Annotated in this window: 17 protein-coding genes and 2 pseudogenes; 13 read left to right on the forward strand and 6 right to left on the reverse strand. The window is 35.4% G+C overall.

Annotation, left to right across the window (positions count from 1 at the left end):
• Window positions 1–4 precede the first annotated feature (4 nt).
• The 6 genes from CWATDRAFT_RS05725 to CWATDRAFT_RS37045 are packed head-to-tail and all read left to right on the forward strand — an operon-like array spanning window position 5 to window position 3,447.
• On the forward strand, window positions 5–1,087 hold the full coding sequence (locus CWATDRAFT_RS05725) for a metal ABC transporter solute-binding protein, Zn/Mn family (protein WP_007304119.1): 1,083 nt from the start codon (window positions 5–7) through the stop codon (window positions 1,085–1,087).
• A gap of 52 nt (window positions 1,088–1,139) precedes the next feature.
• A complete protein-coding gene (locus tag CWATDRAFT_RS05730; RefSeq protein ID WP_007304120.1) occupies window positions 1,140–1,931 on the forward strand; it encodes a metal ABC transporter ATP-binding protein in 792 nt (263 codons plus the stop codon).
• Window positions 1,900–2,715: a metal ABC transporter permease gene (locus tag CWATDRAFT_RS05735; protein WP_007304121.1), complete on the forward strand. Its 816-nt coding sequence runs from the start codon at window positions 1,900–1,902 to the stop codon at window positions 2,713–2,715. Before CWATDRAFT_RS05730 ends, CWATDRAFT_RS05735 begins: the two co-directional genes overlap by 32 nt.
• A gap of 38 nt (window positions 2,716–2,753) precedes the next feature.
• On the forward strand, window positions 2,754–2,984 hold the full coding sequence (locus CWATDRAFT_RS05740; protein ID WP_007312306.1) for an addiction module protein: 231 nt from the start codon (window positions 2,754–2,756) through the stop codon (window positions 2,982–2,984).
• Window positions 2,981–3,271, forward strand: a complete 291-nt coding sequence (locus tag CWATDRAFT_RS05745) for a type II toxin-antitoxin system RelE/ParE family toxin (RefSeq protein ID WP_042711203.1) — start codon at window positions 2,981–2,983, stop codon at window positions 3,269–3,271. Before CWATDRAFT_RS05740 ends, CWATDRAFT_RS05745 begins: the two co-directional genes overlap by 4 nt.
• A 20-nt stretch (window positions 3,272–3,291) precedes the next feature.
• Window positions 3,292–3,447, forward strand: coding sequence for a metal ABC transporter permease (locus CWATDRAFT_RS37045; RefSeq protein ID WP_268742206.1), 156 nt, complete (start codon window positions 3,292–3,294; stop codon window positions 3,445–3,447).
• A gap of 473 nt (window positions 3,448–3,920) precedes the next feature.
• On the opposite strand, the pseudogene CWATDRAFT_RS05750 reads toward CWATDRAFT_RS37045, so the two are convergent.
• Window positions 3,921–5,358: pseudogene (locus CWATDRAFT_RS05750) on the reverse strand (NF041680 family putative transposase).
• A 79-nt stretch (window positions 5,359–5,437) separates the two neighbouring features.
• Between CWATDRAFT_RS05750 and CWATDRAFT_RS05755 the strand changes: the two are divergent.
• On the forward strand, window positions 5,438–5,833 hold the full coding sequence (locus CWATDRAFT_RS05755; RefSeq protein ID WP_007304123.1) for a hypothetical protein: 396 nt from the start codon (window positions 5,438–5,440) through the stop codon (window positions 5,831–5,833).
• 101 nt (window positions 5,834–5,934) lie between these two features.
• Here CWATDRAFT_RS05755 and CWATDRAFT_RS05760 read toward each other — a convergent pair whose 3' ends face one another.
• The 3 genes from CWATDRAFT_RS05760 to CWATDRAFT_RS32985 all read right to left on the reverse strand — a co-directional run bounded on the left by CWATDRAFT_RS05760 (window position 5,935) and on the right by CWATDRAFT_RS32985 (window position 9,207).
• Complete coding sequence (locus tag CWATDRAFT_RS05760; RefSeq protein ID WP_007304124.1) at window positions 5,935–7,461, reverse strand: IS5-like element ISCwa2 family transposase; 1,527 nt, start codon at window positions 7,459–7,461, stop codon at window positions 5,935–5,937.
• A gap of 121 nt (window positions 7,462–7,582) precedes the next feature.
• Window positions 7,583–8,143, reverse strand: coding sequence for a pentapeptide repeat-containing protein (locus tag CWATDRAFT_RS05765; RefSeq protein WP_007304125.1), 561 nt, complete (start codon window positions 8,141–8,143; stop codon window positions 7,583–7,585).
• A 38-nt stretch (window positions 8,144–8,181) separates the two neighbouring features.
• On the reverse strand, window positions 8,182–9,207 hold the full coding sequence (locus tag CWATDRAFT_RS32985) for an IS701 family transposase (protein WP_071892160.1): 1,026 nt from the start codon (window positions 9,205–9,207) through the stop codon (window positions 8,182–8,184).
• A gap of 316 nt (window positions 9,208–9,523) precedes the next feature.
• Here CWATDRAFT_RS32985 and CWATDRAFT_RS05775 point away from each other — a divergent pair, with 316 nt between their 5' ends.
• The 5 genes from CWATDRAFT_RS05775 to ylqF all read left to right on the forward strand — a co-directional run bounded on the left by CWATDRAFT_RS05775 (window position 9,524) and on the right by ylqF (window position 12,558).
• Complete coding sequence (locus tag CWATDRAFT_RS05775) at window positions 9,524–10,129, forward strand: hypothetical protein (RefSeq protein ID WP_007304127.1); 606 nt, start codon at window positions 9,524–9,526, stop codon at window positions 10,127–10,129.
• Complete coding sequence (locus CWATDRAFT_RS05780; RefSeq protein ID WP_035824965.1) at window positions 10,129–10,365, forward strand: hypothetical protein; 237 nt, start codon at window positions 10,129–10,131, stop codon at window positions 10,363–10,365. Before CWATDRAFT_RS05775 ends, CWATDRAFT_RS05780 begins: the two co-directional genes overlap by 1 nt.
• A 42-nt stretch (window positions 10,366–10,407) precedes the next feature.
• Window positions 10,408–10,869 (forward strand): hypothetical protein, encoded by a 462-nt coding sequence (locus tag CWATDRAFT_RS39395; protein WP_232287018.1) that lies wholly within the window; start codon window positions 10,408–10,410, stop codon window positions 10,867–10,869.
• Window positions 10,870–11,336: 467 nt separating this feature from the next.
• The gene (locus CWATDRAFT_RS38270; protein ID WP_042711206.1) at window positions 11,337–11,567 is read left to right on the forward strand and encodes a hypothetical protein; all 231 of its coding nucleotides are present in this window, start codon (window positions 11,337–11,339) and stop codon (window positions 11,565–11,567) included.
• A gap of 151 nt (window positions 11,568–11,718) precedes the next feature.
• On the forward strand, window positions 11,719–12,558 hold the full coding sequence (gene ylqF, locus CWATDRAFT_RS05800) for a ribosome biogenesis GTPase YlqF (RefSeq protein ID WP_007304129.1): 840 nt from the start codon (window positions 11,719–11,721) through the stop codon (window positions 12,556–12,558).
• 26 nt (window positions 12,559–12,584) lie between these two features.
• Here the strand turns inward: ylqF and CWATDRAFT_RS05805 are convergent, their stop codons facing one another.
• The gene (locus CWATDRAFT_RS05805) at window positions 12,585–13,229 is read right to left on the reverse strand and encodes a histidine phosphatase family protein (protein WP_007304130.1); all 645 of its coding nucleotides are present in this window, start codon (window positions 13,227–13,229) and stop codon (window positions 12,585–12,587) included.
• A 56-nt stretch (window positions 13,230–13,285) separates the two neighbouring features.
• Entirely contained in the window at window positions 13,286–14,344 is a 1,059-nt protein-coding gene (locus tag CWATDRAFT_RS05810) for a hypothetical protein (RefSeq protein WP_007304131.1), read from the reverse strand.
• A 110-nt stretch (window positions 14,345–14,454) separates the two neighbouring features.
• On the opposite strand from CWATDRAFT_RS05810, the pseudogene CWATDRAFT_RS05820 reads away from it, so the two are divergent.
• A pseudogene (locus CWATDRAFT_RS05820) lies at window positions 14,455–16,079 on the forward strand (IS1634-like element ISCwa1 family transposase).
• Window positions 16,080–16,257: the final 178 nt, after the last annotated feature.

The following is a 16,257-nucleotide window of genomic DNA, read 5'->3' on the forward strand; positions in this document are numbered from 1 at the left end:
TTATATGAGTTCTACCAATCAATATATCTCCCTACTCCATGGCCTTCGTTCCAAAGCATCTTTACAACGCATTTTCATTACTGCTTTCACTTGTTTAAGTGCGATCGCTTGTAGTCCAGAAACGACTCCCCCAACAAGTTCTGATTCCACACCCCAAACAAGTTCTGAACCCACAGCCGAAACAAGTTCTGGTCCCAAGATTGTAACTACTTTTTTACCGGTTCATTTGTTTACTAAAGCTGTAGTAGGAGATACGGGACAAGTAGATATTTTGATTTCCCCTGGAAAGGAAGTTCACGACTATCAAGCTACCCCAGAAGATGCTAAATTGTTAGCACAAGCAGATGTTTTAGTAGAAAACGGTTTGGGGATGGAAGAGTTTTTATCAGGTTTAGTTGCCAATGCAGGTAATTCTAAACTTCAGCAAATTGATGCTAGTGAAGGAATAGAAGCAATGGAAGGGGAAGATGGACATGATGAACATGGACATGATGAAGATAAACATGATGAAGATAAACATGATGAAGATAAACATGATGAAGATAAACATGATGAACATGGACATGGACATCATCATCCAGAGGGAAATCCTCACGTTTGGTTAGACCCTGTTTTAGCGCAACAACAGGTAGCTAATATTAGAGATAGGTTAATTGAAATAGACCCCGACAATGCAGATAGCTATCGTAGCAATGCTCAAGCTTATATTGAACAACTACAACAGCTAGATAATGAATTTAAAGAAAAATTAGCCCCGGTTCAAGGTTGTAACTTTATTACTTTTCACGATGCTTTTCCCTATCTAGCGCAACGTTATGGACTGGAACAAGAAGCAATAGTAGAAATTCCTGAAGAGAGCATTACTCCCCAAGATATCCAACGGATACAACAAATAACTAAGGAACATTCTGTTAAAGCTTTATTGACTGAACCAGGAATTAAAGACAAGCGCGTTGAGCAAATATCCAGTGACTTAAATCTATCTCTTGAAGAGATCAACCCTCTTGAGGCAGGAGAAACAAATCCACAATATTATTTTCAAGTGATGCGGGGTAATCTCGAAGCATTATCAAGAGCGTGTCAATGATCAGTGATCAGTTATCAGTTTTTTGTTCTTGCTATTTTCCTCTGTAAATTTAATGGACCAAAACGTATCTATTCCCCAACCCATCCTCAAAGTAAAAGACTTATCGGTAATGCGTGGGGAATATCTAGCAGTAGATAATGTTTCTTTTGAATTATTGCCGGGGACTCATACGGCCATTATTGGTCCTAATGGTGCAGGGAAAACTACCTTGATGAAATCCATTTTAGGGTTGCTTGAAGCGCAGTCAGGTGAAATTAGCTTGTTTGATGGTACTGGTAAACGGTTAAAGCGATTAAAACAGGAAATTGGTTATATTCCCCAAAAGTTTCCCTTTGAACGCACTTTCCCCTTAATAGTATCGGAGTTAGTGGGTTTGGGGTTAAATAGTAAATATTGGTGGCGCGATCACAAAGGTCAACGAGAGATTATCCACCAAGCTTTAGAACAAGTTAATTTAACCAAACAAGCTCAACAAAAAATCGGCACTCTAAGCGGAGGGGAGTTAAAGCGAGTTTTATTAGCTTACTGTTTAGTCGCTCCCCGTCGTCTTTTAGTTCTCGATGAAGTTTTAGCCGGGGTAGATGCTACGGGGAAAATGGAATTTGCTGCTTTACTTAATAGTCTCAAACAAGAACAAAATTGGACGATATTGGAAGTTTCCCACGATTTAGATTTAGTTAGTCGCTATTGTGACTCGGTAATTTGTTTAAACCGTCGCTTACTTTATCAAGGTTCCCCTCAAACCACTCTCACCCCGGAAAATCTCTTGCACATATACGGTGCTTTAGTTAGTCCAACTTGTAATCATCATAATGAATCTAGTCAACTTCCTGAATCTTTTTAGTTTACCCTTTATGCAACGGGCGGTACTGGGTGGTGTACTGCTTGGTATTTTAGGAGGCATTTTAGGCAGCTTTTTAATCTTGCGTCGTCTCTCCCTATTCGGGGATACAGTGGGACATTCAGCCATGCTAGGAGTGGTTTTAGCTGCTTTATTAGAACTTCCTACCACTTGGACTTTGATTGGTTTTACCGTTGCTTTTGGTTTAGGTGTAATTTATTTAATTGACAAAACTGATTTAGGTAGCGATACAGTATTGTGTATTTCCCTATCGGGTTCTATCGCTTTAGGTACAATTGGTTTTAGTTATTTAAAGGGATATCGGGGGAATTTATTATCAATTTTATTTGGTGATATTTTAGCTATTAGTAATACAGATCTAATTTTATTATTGTTACTTTTAGCTATAACTGTAGCCTGGATAATTATGAGTTTGCCAGAGCAAATATTACTTACTCTTAATAGGGATTTAGCTTTAGTAAAAGGCGTACCTGTTAGTAGCAATCGTTATTTTTTTATCGTGCTTTTAGCAATTACGATCGCTCTAACTATTCGTGCTGTTGGTATTTTATTGGTCAATGCTTTTTTAGTTATTCCTGCGGCAACTTCTAGATTAATTTGTCAGCAGTTTGTCCCTTTTTTAGTCACTGCTGCTGCCATAGGTGCTACCAGTGGAGTAATGGGAATGGTTATTTCTGGGGCGCTCGATCTTCCTAGTGGTCCCAGTATTGTTTTGGTTCAGTTATTTGGGTTTTTAATAGTAGCTTTATGGTGTCGGCAAGTTTGATAGAATATGTTTAAAGTTTATCTTTTTATGGGGAAACTATGCGGTCAATTGAGCAACTAACAGAGGAAATATTATCCTTGCCTAATGCTTCAAGGGCAATTCTTGCAGACAAATTGGTAGAAAGCTTAGAATTTGACACCGATTCAACAATTCAGTCAATTTGGATAACTGAAGCCAAAAAGCGACGGGATGAAGTTCGGGATGGTTCTGTGCAAGTCATTCCAGGAGATCAGGCGTTGGCTCAAGTTAGAGGTATGATTGAGCCGTGAAGTATGTATTTCATCCTGAAGCACTCAAAGAATATGCTGATGCTGTTCGGTATTACACTGAGCAACGAACTGAAGTCGCACAAGCATTTATTAATGCGATCGAAGATGCAGTATATCGGGTTAGAGAATCGTCCACTCGCTATAATGCAATTGATGATGATGTTCGGCGATGTATGACGCGGAGATTTCCTTACGGGATTCTTTACACGATTGAGCAGGACTATATTCTTATTTTAGCGGTTATGCATTGTAGCCGAGAGCCTGGATACTGGAAAAGTCGTCGGTAGATGAATTCTAATACCAGTTTATCTCATTTTTAGTCACTGCTGCTGCCATAGGTGCCACCAGTGAAGTAATGGGAATGGTTATTTCTGGGGCGATCGATCTTCCTAGTGGTCCTAGTATTGTTTTGGTTCAGTTATTTGGGTTTTTAGTAGTAGCTTTATGGTGTCGGCAAAGTTGAAGCTGTTCAAACTATATAACTTGCTAAATTTAATAACACCATTTATGTTTCCATTAGGATAATAATAATGATAATCAATCTCATTATGGTAGAAATGATTTGCTTTATAAACTTTTATAATTTTATTTTGCTAAAGGTAACGAATAATTAGGATTAAATAAATCAAAATAATGCCAAAGTATTTCTTTTCTAGGATCGTATTTAAGATAACTACCTGTTTTATGTTCGTTCTTGCTTGAACTAAATGTTTTAGGTGCATTCAGGCTGATAGCATACCATTTATCTTGAACTAGAAAAAGCTTAAGTTTTCCTCCGGAAATTTCATACCATGCTGTTGCTGAAGTATTGGACTTTGGACAAAAAAAGTTTGTTAGCGTATATTTTACGCTAAACTAAAATCCCAAAATATCGGCTCTGTATCAGTCAATAAAATTTGCTGACAAATAGGGCTAATCTATAGATTCTGAGGAAAACTAAGGAGCTTTTAAGTTTTCAGTTGATTTTTTGCTCCCTTTCTTGATAACATCATGACGAGTTCGTGGGGCTTTTTTGTAACCTTTAATACGTCCGGAAGAAAAACCTCGACGTTTGGGAAATTTGGCGAAAGTCCCCAAGGTCGTAATTATTCTTGAAAAGTCTCTTTGAACTAGACTAGGGGTGATTTTGATGGATTTATTAGTCTTCAAATACTGTTCCCAATCACGGGGTAAAACCACAGCTAATTTTCTGGCAGCCCACAAATTTACATAAGAAAGAAGTGTTAGTTTAAACCAATTTTCTTCATGATGTACATCGGGAGTTAAATAAGATGTCATCAATAATCTTTGTTTACCAAATCGAAAAAGATGTTCCATGTCATAACGTTGTCGATAACACTGATAACAATCAACTAAACTTAACTCATCGCGCCGAGAACCAATAACAATAAGCCACATAGGTTTCCAAATACTATTTCTTTCTTGATCTCTGACAACAATCTGGAGTAAAGTAAAGGGGTGATTGTTCATTTTATAGTTTTTAGTTCCTCTCATTAACATCTGTTTCCATCCCGAAATAGTCACTGTTAATTGACGACCTTTTTTCGTTGTAAAGGGAACATGATGAACTTCATCAGGTTCAGTCCAAGTTTGGTCATCTTTAAGGTCAAATTTATCCCCATACCAACGGGGATGTCCCGAAGTTTTGGCTTGATTTGGGTCCCGAATAAATTGACGATAAAAAACTCGGTCACTTCTAACTCTTGTAATAGTAACTACGTCTTCATGCTTAACTTGTTCCCCAATAAAATCCTTTTGGCTGTAGTCACTATCAGCCACTAAGACAGATAATTTATCAGAAAATAAAGAACTTTGCCAGATTTTTTTTAGTTGTTGATTGCCTTGATTTACTCCTTTATGTTTAGAGGGGACTCGCTCTCCTGATAAGGGGACAGCCCAAGGGACTTTTCTGTGTCTATTTGGTCAGGTAAAGCGCAGACAACGGAATAACAATGTCCAATATTAATGGGTTTATTTCCCTTAATTGGATTGGGGTAATGAATAAAGGTTTTATCCGCTAACGTTTCGGCAAACCGTCGTGGACAGGGAGTTGTGTCAATACCAAATAAGTTATAATGTTTTGAAGTGGGAGGAATTGTTCTCGATACCGCTGAAAATAAAGTCTCAATTCTCTGTTCATAATTAGGGTCAGTTTGAGTGGGTAAAACTCTTGAATTCCTCTATATAAACTGTTATAATCTCTTCTAAATAAAGGATTGAGAGACAATTCAACGACTGAGTGAGCTTGTTGGTTACTGGAGAGGGCATCGAGTAATTCTATAATAGTTTCTTTTCTAGCTTTTAGTCCTTGGAAGAGGTTAGACCTCCACACCAGGAATTCCTCGACAGACGTAGCCGTTTCATTTTTGGTCATTTTTAAAATTTATTACCTTATAAATTAGCGGAATATATACGCTAACATCAAAAGAGGTTGTTTGTTACAGTTAAGGCTAATGTCATCACATTCCGAACTTAAGACCAGTCAAGATGTCCACCTGAGAGCCAAACAAATTAAGAGTCTAATTCGCTCTCTTAAACAGAAAATAAAGAAAATTGAACGGGAAGGGGAAGTAGCACCAGCTAATTGTCATATTATTCGTTATCAGGTTAATCGAAAGGGAACAATCTACTGGTATTATAAACTACAGTCTGCTGAATCAATTTTTCCTATGGCCACTAATAATGAGAAAAAAACCAAATATAAATATTTAGGACGAGCCGGAAGTTCTGCTCATATTGATGCTGTAGAAAAACTCACTAGAAGAAATCTCATTGATGAATTAGAACGAGTCATTCAATCTCTAACTGAAAGCTACTTAGATATCTATATTGGAACCGAAACTGAATGAAGCTATTTAATATTTAAAATCCCCTAAAAAGATGGAAAGAGAGTTTTTAAAATCACCTTAATTCTCTATTTTAGGGTTTGCTGAAAAAGTTTCTCCAAAATTTATGCCACTTTCGACCAAGAATTTTCTGACAAATCAATAAGTTTTAGTACATAAAAATTGTTTAAAGTATAATCAAAATTAATGAAAGGCGGTTTGATGAGTTCCCCTGTTCTATTATTAGTAAATAAGGACAAAAAAAGCGACAAAAACTGCCTCAGAAGTTTAGAAAGATTGACAACTAAAAATGTAATAGCAATAGATGTAATGGAGGTTTCAGGGAGTTTTGTCATCACGAGATTTAGGCTAAATCTTCGTTTAGCTTGTCCAAACTTTCCCTCAATAGCATTACGGAAGCATTCATCGGAGTGGGCTTGTTTCTTTTCTTCTTCACTGACATTTTTCGGAGGTCTTCCTAACTTCGGACCACTGATTCTTATCCCTCTTTCCTTACACCAATTTCTGTTTTCCCTAGTTCGATAAATTTTATCTACATGGACAGATTCGGGATAATAGCCAAACGTTTCTTTATACTTTTCTACTTGTTCTTTTAAATGACAAGATTCATTGAAATTTTCCCAACTTATTTTTTCTAGAAACACATAGTTATCTACACAGCTTACTGAGAGTTTAGCTCCAAACTCTATTGGTTTTCCTGCTTTTCCCCTCACTATTGGACGAATATGCGGTTGAGTTAAACTTACAATTCTTTGAGGAACACTCTGGGTCTTATTCTCCCACATTGACTGTTGTTGTTCATAAACTTTTTTGATAGTCTCTAGACAATTTTTCTGTCTTTTACTCAGATTTTCCAGGGAAGCCCCAGCTTGAATTAAGTCTTCTATATTTCCTAAATTTTTCTTAAGGTATTTTAACTGTTTCCCGATAGCTTTTCTTCTTTCTTGATAAGATACTTTTCGTTTTTTAGCTACTTTTAAGTATTCCTTTCTAGCAATTTTTCTAGAAGTTCTCGGCTTTTTTCTCAATTTTACTCTTAATGGTTTATAAAGATTATCTATTATTCTTTCTGTCTCAATTCTGGCTTGATTTAATATGCCTAAATCCGTTGGGTATTTGATGTCTGCTGGCGCACAAGTCGCATCTAAAATTAGTTTACCTTTATTTTTTATTTTTTCTCCTTTTTCTTGGAGACAATCCTTTTTTTTTACTTCTTTATCACTCTTGTCTATTTCTCTTTTTACTATTTTTTTATTGATTTTGTTTATCAATTCTCCATCAATTCTTTTCCTAAAATGAACTAGCATTGAAGATTCCAGTGGTGGCTCTTGTTGATAACAATTTAAACCTATAAAGTATTGTAGATAGGGATTTTCTCTAATCTGTTCTATAGTTTCTCTATCACTTGTTCCTAATTTTTCCTTAATAATTAATGTCCCTAATGCCATTCTAAATAGTTTGGCTGGCGCACCTTTTTCTGCTGAAAAAAGTTTAGCATATTCTTCCTCAAAATCATCCCAAGGTATCAACTCTGCCATGATTACCCAACGATTATTGGGGGACAATTTGCCCTCGAAAGGTAATTCAAATTTTTCTGGGGGCGGTAAAGGTTGCTCCTCTTTTCGATACATTTGTTCTTGACCAACAACTGGGAGGTGTTTCTACCAATTATAGCGGTTTGTAGCCGACAAAGCTGATCTTTTTTGCGATCGCGAATATGGGTGTAACCTTTTAAAGAATAGGGTTTTGCTTTTATTCAGCAAACCCTAGTTTAGTTTTATTGAGACAACTTCTTTGGAGGATAGCATTATTCAAATTACAGTTACTCAAATTAGCGTAACTCAGGTTAGCCCAACTTAGATCCGTATAACTGAGATTACAGCCACTTAAATTGGCTTTACTAAGATTAACACCACTGAGATTAGCACTGCTTAAATTAGTCCCCATGAGAACGGATTTTGTTAAGTCAGATCCCATTAAATTAGCTTCAATAATATCGGCTCCAACTAGAGACACCTGAATGAGATAAGTTTCATTTAGGTTAGATTTGTTGAGGTTAACACCATTTAAATTAGCACCGGTAAGATTAGCTCCTTGTAAATCAATGTTACTAAGATTAGCCCAACTTAAATTAATTCCTTGTAAATTAGCCCCACTTAGATCAACCCCAGTTAAATAATCCTTGATTAATCTATTTTTATCGATTTCTTCCATTCTTAGTTTTTGAATTAACTTAGGAGTTACGCATTGACAAATTAACTTAAATATGAGTAGCTTTAAAGAGAGACAACGATCGCTAATTATTAGAGTCATTAAAATTGACGTAATAATAACAATAACTAATCTATAAATTAGGCTGATAATTTCAAATTTATTTGCTCTAAAATAAAATTCCGATTAACTTCAATAGACAATTCTCTTTGGAGTTGATACCAATTATCAATTAACTCATTAGCTCTCATTAATTCAAGTTTAATAAAAGCCCGTAAAGAACTAAAGAAATGGGTCAATATAGCTTCTGATTTTCTGACTATAAATTTATTGATACCACATAATTGTTTGAGCGCACGATGGTAACATTCAATAATCCAATGAGTTGTTTTCAACAAAGTAAATAGAGTTTTATCTGTTTCTCTTAAGTCTTTATTTTCTTTGTCAAATAAAATATAAAAACGAAGCATCCCGTTTTTGAAATGTTTCTTAAATACTTTAACTTCGCCAAACTCTTTTAAGTAAACAATTGTCCCATTTTCCTCTATTTCTAAGCTTTCAACGGATTGATATTGTCCTTTAACGATTGATACTTGTCGATTTTTAGCTATTCCTATCATGAAACCTAATTCTTGTTTTTTCAAAATTTTAAGGTTCTCTTTAGATGAATACCAACTATCACCAGTTACATAAATTGGCCTCAGTCCCCAAGCTAAAACTTCCGATAGCATCATCCGAAAATAATCATTTTTAGACAGATTATCTTCTTTATCATAAAGTCGATAATTTAGAGGGACTGAAATTCCATTAGGGTCAGTATATAATAAAGTAACTAAATTAATTCCTTTGATAGTTTTATGTTTATTTCCTGACCAGAAATAACCAATAAATTTACTTAATTTAGGATTACTATAAAGTTTTTCAATGACTGTATCATCAATACTTAAGGTTCCCCCACTCAGTTCAATGTGCTGTTTAAATTCATTGAATAAATCAACAGGTTTATAGCTTTCTCTTAATAAAAAACGGTTAACACTATCATGAGATAAATCCTCAAATATCTCGGATAAACGATTACGACCCGAATATTTGGATTCAGCAATTAAATAGTAAGTATAGAGTTCTAAATGACATTTAGCCGTTGATTTCTTCGTTATAGTTCGGATATCTACCTCCAGTTCTTATAATCCTCTCTATTTTATCAGTTTTTTGCTTTTTGTTAACAGCGATAGCTTTCTCTGTTTGGACTATGCACATTGTAAACCATCTGTCAATGCGTAACTCCTAGGGAAAACCCGATCTCATTCCTTTATACGATCGAACGTTTAGGTATCTCAATGCCTTGGTCAATGAATTCTAGTTTGACCTGTAAGGATTCCCAACAAGTCAAACAAACGATCCCTTAAACCTTGTCTCTATACAATGAAACCCTATAGGGTTTCCGTGACGATCTAGCACTGCGAAAAGTAGGTTAAAAAGGTAATGACCACATCAGCAAATTACACTTATAACCTTATGGGACAAAGATTCAGCGATTTAGAGGACGTTTACAACACTTTAACTGCAATTGACTTTGATTTTAATCAATTACCTGCCACTAACAAGTATCGGAAGTATAAGGAATGGAAGCAAGATCCAAATGAGCGTAAACCCCGAACTGCTCCCCCTGCTAGTGGGAAAAAACAGAATGTGGGAGTCATGGCTTTCGGTTTAGATGGTGCAGGAGATGCTAACCACACTTTGGTAAAAATGGGGTCTCGTGCTAAGGCTCAATATGATGCGATATCAGGGAATGCTGTCTTTAACTTAAATGTTACCGATCCCGTTCCTGCCACCTATGTCCAACGTGCTGGGTTCATTCCGGCTAAAGCTATTCTAGGACGATCTAACGGCAGTGGAAGTCAAACCTCTAGAGCAACCGGACTTCAATACAAACAGGTTGTGACTGGTTCCTATACTATTCCCTTTGGGGCCGGCTCTGGGGCTGCTGCTTATGAGTTTGGGGCGCAAAATGCAATTTTAGCCACCGCAGGAATTACTAATGATTATGTTGTTAGTTTCACACCGGAAAAAATATCGAGGGGCTAATGAGTTTTAAAGGAGACCTTAGAAAATCACTAATTATCTGGGGAAATCCTTCCCCCAATAGAGACATGACTGACCTTTGTTCGCAACTGGATAATTGCCGGAAATTAATGGACTCTTTCTTAGAGGGTAAGCTACCTTTCCAGGATTATCTTGACTTAATGGAAGCTCAAAATATTGATATGGATTCTTATGCCGAAACCGTATCAACTAACTTGAGAGACTTTAATTTAGTCTGATGATTTCCCACTCAAAAAGTCAATCAAAAACACTCTTTCTTCTTGCCTATGGCTATAGAATATCAATTTAATAATCGACAAAATTGGTTTTCAGTTCATGACCAAACTTACAACGCTCCCGAAGTAAATCCCGCTCTAGAGAGGTTTAACTCTATCCCTCCTATTAAACTAGGCTATACCATCGATTCTCCTATTATCGCTATTTATTGCGCTAACTCCGAGGCTCAAGATAACTGGAGATATGGTGCAAGGTACTTAGCTAAAATGCTAACTACTTTACTGGTTGGGCAAACCGAACCAGACACCGTTTTAAAAGTGGGGAAGCTTTACTTGAATCAAGTTGAGATCATCCAATTGCCACCTGTTTCTAGTAGTTACGCCCTAGAAGTACAAGTTCCTTTCTGGCATAGAGAATTTCAACTTAAAATTTGGGAATACACGGGTAATAATCAGAACACCGTTCATAGAAAACTTGACGATTTAATAGGTAATCCCATGACTTAGTTTAGGAGGCTTTTATGTTTAACCGAAAACAGGGCTACCCAAGCCCTAAACCAGATCCCCCTATCTCGATTCACCAGCTTTTAGTAATTCTAATCATTGTTTGTTCACTTGGCTTTAGTCTCTCAGTTTCCAAGTTAAATGCTATTAATGCCTATCTGAGACATGAAAAGACAAACCAAGGTTACAACGCCCCACAGTTCCCTAGTTCACAGACTTTACCTTAGTTTCTTAAAATACTATCCTTGGCTGTTAGTCACTGCGATCGCGTCTTTATTTCTTTTTCCATCTACCCTACTCACTCCTGTTAGTTCAAGCCCAGATCCAAGGGTCGAAACTGCTTTTAGAGAGGTTAAAGTTCATTATTCTAAATATCCTAAAATCTTAGTTTTTATAGCGAACAAGGATGATCGGGGAAAAGGCAAGCTGATTGCAGTTAACACCAAGAGGTAAATGTAATTCCTTTAACCTTGTCTAATCCTGGTATTGCTGGGAAATTCTACAAGATTAATCCTCACATGGTTAACATTGGGGGGAAAACTAGAGGCGACTTTGGTATCCATGCTGATCGCAATGTTCCTGGTACTGCTGGGTGTATCGGGATCGAGTCTGAAAAGGAATGGGTAGAATTTAAAGCTTTAATGCTTGACTACCAACGAGCCGGATTGAGACAGATTCCATTGCTTTTTTCGTACCGATAGCGGTTGCAAATTATCGGGCTATTAGTATAAGATTTTTCTTGTAGACTTAGGGGGAAGGCAGTCTAAAATTCTAGCGGTTATCCCATAATTTGAGAAGGCCATTCTAATAATCCTTGATGCAAAAACATCTGACTTCTGACTTCGATTAATCATGCCCTTCATTCAATGGTATCCTGGCCATATTGCCAAAGCGGAACGACAACTCAAAGAACAACTCAACCGTGTAGATGTGATCTTTGAAGTCTTAGACGCTCGCATCCCTCTAGCGTCCCATCATCCAGACGTTCCTGGATGGATAGGAGATAAGCCGAGACTGGTTGTACTTAACCGTACCGACATGATACCGGAATCGGTACGTCAAGGCTGGTTGAACTGGTTTGCTGCTCAGGGAGAGACACTTTATTGTACCAATGCTAAACAGGGTAAAGGAATTAAGGCTTTAAAAAAAGCAGCACAAGCTGCTGGCGTACAAATGAACGAAAGAAGACAGCAACGAGGAATGCGCCCTCGTGCGGTTCGAGCAGTGGTTATCGGCTTTCCTAATGTGGGAAAATCAGCGTTAATTAACCGTTTATTGGGGCGAAAAGTAGCAGCTAGTGCTAGACGTGCTGGAGTAACCCGTCAGTTGCAATGGATACGCATATCTGATGCTCTCGAACTTTTAGATGCACCTGGAATTATTCCAGCTAAGTTAGAAAATCAAGAGGATGCCGTAAAGTTAGCCATCTGTGAAGATATTGGGGAAGCCGCCTATGATAATCAACAGATTGGAGCAGCGTTAATTGACTTATTAGTTGAGTTAAATTTTGATAATATTTTGTCATCTCGCTATCAACTTGATCCTCAAAATATAACAGGAGAAGAATATATTGAAAGTTTAGGTAACAGCAAATTTAAAGGGGATACAGAACGTGCAACTATGCAGTTATTAAATGATTTTAGAAAAGGAGTTATGGGAAAAATACCCTTAGAATTACCGCAATTGATATAATAAGAAGTTAATTATTATCAGTATCGCTAAACAAAACGTACTTGATTTTCGGTTTCACCTAAATGAGAGGTATCACCCCCTAATTCTATCTCCCATTTGTCATTAATTTTTACTAATTTAACTAAACAACACAAGGAAGCTTTAAAGGTAGCGGTTTCTTTGGTTAATCCTTCAGTTAATCCTATCACAGAAGCTCCATGACCAACTAATAAAATTTCTTGGGAATAATCCCTAACTACTTTTTCAGCAACTTCCGCCATTCTTTTCATCATTGTAACTTCCATTTCTGGGTATTTAGGAACTAGATAAGAAGAATAACTCCAGTCAATATAAGGATAATCTTTTTCTAATAACTCTCTGGGGTGGATTTCGGGATTTTCACTCATCCAATGGGGATTATGCCATTCTCCAATTCCTGCTTCTAACTTTATGGGAAGATCAAGAATTTTGGCAACTTCAGAAGCGGTTTGTATAGTCCGTAAAAAAGGAGAAGCAAAAATATGTCCAATGTTTTCTTTTTGTAGGCGTTTTCCTAATTGTTTAGCCTGAACAAAACCATCTTCTGATAAAGGAGGATCATACCGTCTTTTTGCAGTATTAAACCAGTGGGGTTTAACAAAATCAAGACGGTTTCCATGACGTGCAATCCAGACAGTTGGAGAAGAGGACATAAGCGATTAAAATTAAAGATTTAGTCTCTGTTAATACTGTAACTTATGAACCTGTTTTATTCAAGGATAACATATTTAGCATTGGTAGGAAATTGTAAATAAGTTTGGGAACGATTTTTGTTTAGTTCTACTGTTTGTTTTGGTAATCCATTAGCATCTAATATAATTGCTTTGGTTAATTTTGGATTATTAAGGGTTATCTGAATATCATTATTTTCTAGTCTCCAAGGTGCTTTCCCGTAGTTGATTATTTCAAAACCTTGTTGTAAATTACCTTTCTTATCTTTCCAGGTGCTTGCTTGTTTTTTCCAGTCTGTAGAGCGAGCAATTGTACCTACCTGAAGCAATATTTTTTCTGATTGTTTGATGGGTTTATTATCCATTGATACAACTATTATAGTTGCATAGTAGTTATTAGATTTTATAGTTATATCTTTTAATTTAATCTCTTCAAGCTTATTTAAAAATCCTGTGACACCTTGTGCTTTGGCTGTATTTAAAAAACAAATTCCTTCTCCATAATTCCAAGTTATCTCTCCAGTAACAGAACGAATAATCTTATTTTTTTCATCAATATACTGCTTAAGATCAACAATTTTATCTTTTTTATTATTACCATAAGTTACTTCTACTGAACCAACTAGAAAAGCTAAAGGATGAATTTTCCTTGTGGTTTGATTATTATCATCTTGATAGTTTTGATCACGATTGGGATCAAAACTTCTGGTCTCAGAAATGATTGGTATTTGACGATTCCATAAATCTTTTAGTGTTCTATTTTGTTTAATAATGGCTTCTCCTTGTTTAATGTAACCTTGACGATACATCAAGGCAGCGGCAGGAAAGTTTCCTAATAATTCTGGTGTATTAATCACCCATTTACCCAAAGAAGGACGATAACCATTAGCAGAAGAAGGTTCTCTCCATTGCGGTTCTTTCATAGCAAACCAATAGAACCCATCAATACCAGTTAATGATTGAAAAATGCTTACTAAAAAAGGAGCTTCTGATTGATAACCAAGGGGAGGAACCCAAGAACTTTCAGGAATAATCATCGGATAATTAGCAACTTGTTTAAGGTTTAATCCCAGATTCCGCACTTCAAAAAGTAGCATTAAATACTACAAACCTGGGGTTAACAATTAAGTATAATTGCTTAAGCTCTTGAAGACAAAAAAGTGGGATAATTGCTTAAGTTGTTTCCTCTGTAAAAAAAGAGCGAAAAATGTCTTATTTAGAAGAAATACAAGTTAAAAATTTAGACCATTTAGGGATAGTAGCTGGTTTAATTGATGAAATAGGAATAGTCAAAATAATTAATAATAAATTAGGAATAGATGTTAGAGAAAAAATCTCAGTAGGTACAGTAGTTAAGTCTATTTTAATCAATGGACTAGGATTTGTTTCAAGACCTCTATATTTATTCAGTCAGTTTTTCAAGATAAAGCCATTGAGAAATTGTTAGGAGAAAGAATTAAACCTGATTACCTTAATGATGATAAAATTGGGAGAGTAATGGATGAATTATATAAATATGGACTAAATGATATTTTTATTGAAGTAGTTTTAGAAGTAATTAAAAAATTTAAAATAGACCTTAAATACTCCCATTTAGATTCCACATCATTTCATTTAGATGGAGAATATAAAAGGGAAGAAGATAAAGAGAAACAGGAAGAAGAAAAAATTATTAAAGAAAGACCAATTTTTATTAAGAAAGGATATTCTCGGGATCATAGACCAGACTTAAAACAATGTGTCTTGGATTTAATAACAAGCCAAGATGGAGATATTCCATTATTTGTGAGAGTAGGAGATGGAAATGAATCTGATAAAGCTGTATTTGGAAAAGTTTTAGTAGAATTCAAAAAGCAAATAAAGTTTGATAGTATCATGGTTTGTGATAGTGCTTTATATGGTCAAGAAAATCTCCAACTAATCCAACATTTAAAATGGATAACGAGAGTTCCAATGACCATAAAAAAAGCAAAAGAATTAGTGCAAAATATAGAGGTGGAAGAAGTAAAAGATGAAGGTAAAGAAAAAAGAAGTGACCTAAATTTAGAAAGTTATACCTGGAAAGAAGAAATTGTTACTTATGGTGGAATCAAGCAAACTTGGTTAATAGTCTTGAGTGAAAAAAGACAGAAAAGTGATTTGGAAAAACTAGAAAAACAACTTTCCCAAGAAGAGAAGAAATCCCAAAAATTTCTTAAAGAAATACAATCTGAAGAATTTGAACATCCTCAAGCTGCTCGATATAAATTAAAAGCTATTAATAAAAAATTGAGATTGTTGGAAATAAAAGAAGTTGAACTGATTGAAACTTACTCGAAAAAAAAGGAAAAGATTTATAAAATGATTAGTCTGATCATCAAAAAAGATGAAGAGATAAGTAGAAAGACTAAAGAAGCAGGAAAATTTATTTTAGCAACTAACTTAGTAGAGGAAAATAAATTAGAAGCTAGTGAAATTCTGATAACTTATAAAAACCAGCAATCTACGGAAAGAGGATTTCGATTTTTGAAAGATCCCTTATTTTTTACTGATAGTTTCTTCGTTGAAAAACCAGAAAGAATAGAAACAATGTTATTTTTAATGTCTTTGTGTTTGTTGATTTATAACTTGGGGCAAAGAGAATTAAGAAATTGTTTAAAAAGAGTCAAAAAAGGAATAAATAATCAAGTAAGGAAAGTAACATTGCGTCCGACTTTGAGGTGGATATTTCAATGTTTTCAAGGTATTCATTATGTGATTTTAAACGGAGTTAAACAAATTGTCAATTTAACAGAAGAAAGGCGTTTTATATTGAGTTTATTACCTGCATCTTGTCAAAGATATTATCTATAAATTGAATTGGATAAAGCAAAAATAATAAAAGAATAAGAGTCTAATGATATCAAATGAGAAGAGGAAACTCTCCTTCGTTTGTGCTGAGTCTTGCTAAGTTTTCAATGAGTATAAATCTTCTTAATTTGATTATTTTTCCTAAAAATTTAATGAAAAGAGAAATATTCTTGCCCAGGTA

The sequence above is a fragment of the Crocosphaera watsonii WH 8501 genome (assembly GCF_000167195.1).
Taxonomy (GTDB): Bacteria; Cyanobacteriota; Cyanobacteriia; order Cyanobacteriales; family Microcystaceae; genus Crocosphaera; species Crocosphaera watsonii.

Bases quoted from the DNA above. Each gene is read 5' to 3' on its own strand.
- CWATDRAFT_RS05780 (WP_035824965.1), top strand. From the start codon at position 10,129: ATGAGTTTTAAAGGAGACCTTAGAAAATCACTAATTATCTGGGGAAAT.
- CWATDRAFT_RS05805 (WP_007304130.1), bottom strand. From the start codon at position 13,229: ATGTCCTCTTCTCCAACTGTCTGGATTGCACGTCATGGAAACCGTCTT.
- ylqF (WP_007304129.1), top strand. From the start codon at position 11,719: ATGCCCTTCATTCAATGGTATCCTGGCCATATTGCCAAAGCGGAACGA.
- CWATDRAFT_RS05730 (WP_007304120.1), top strand. From the start codon at position 1,140: ATGGACCAAAACGTATCTATTCCCCAACCCATCCTCAAAGTAAAAGAC.
- CWATDRAFT_RS05775 (WP_007304127.1), top strand. From the start codon at position 9,524: ATGACCACATCAGCAAATTACACTTATAACCTTATGGGACAAAGATTC.
- CWATDRAFT_RS05735 (WP_007304121.1), top strand. From the start codon at position 1,900: ATGAATCTAGTCAACTTCCTGAATCTTTTTAGTTTACCCTTTATGCAA.
- CWATDRAFT_RS05725 (WP_007304119.1), top strand. From the start codon at position 5: ATGAGTTCTACCAATCAATATATCTCCCTACTCCATGGCCTTCGTTCC.
- CWATDRAFT_RS05760 (WP_007304124.1), bottom strand. From the start codon at position 7,461: ATGTATCGAAAAGAGGAGCAACCTTTACCGCCCCCAGAAAAATTTGAA.
- CWATDRAFT_RS05740 (WP_007312306.1), top strand. From the start codon at position 2,754: ATGCGGTCAATTGAGCAACTAACAGAGGAAATATTATCCTTGCCTAAT.
- CWATDRAFT_RS05810 (WP_007304131.1), bottom strand. From the start codon at position 14,344: ATGCTACTTTTTGAAGTGCGGAATCTGGGATTAAACCTTAAACAAGTT.
- CWATDRAFT_RS05765 (WP_007304125.1), bottom strand. From the start codon at position 8,143: ATGACTCTAATAATTAGCGATCGTTGTCTCTCTTTAAAGCTACTCATA.
- CWATDRAFT_RS05755 (WP_007304123.1), top strand. From the start codon at position 5,438: ATGTCATCACATTCCGAACTTAAGACCAGTCAAGATGTCCACCTGAGA.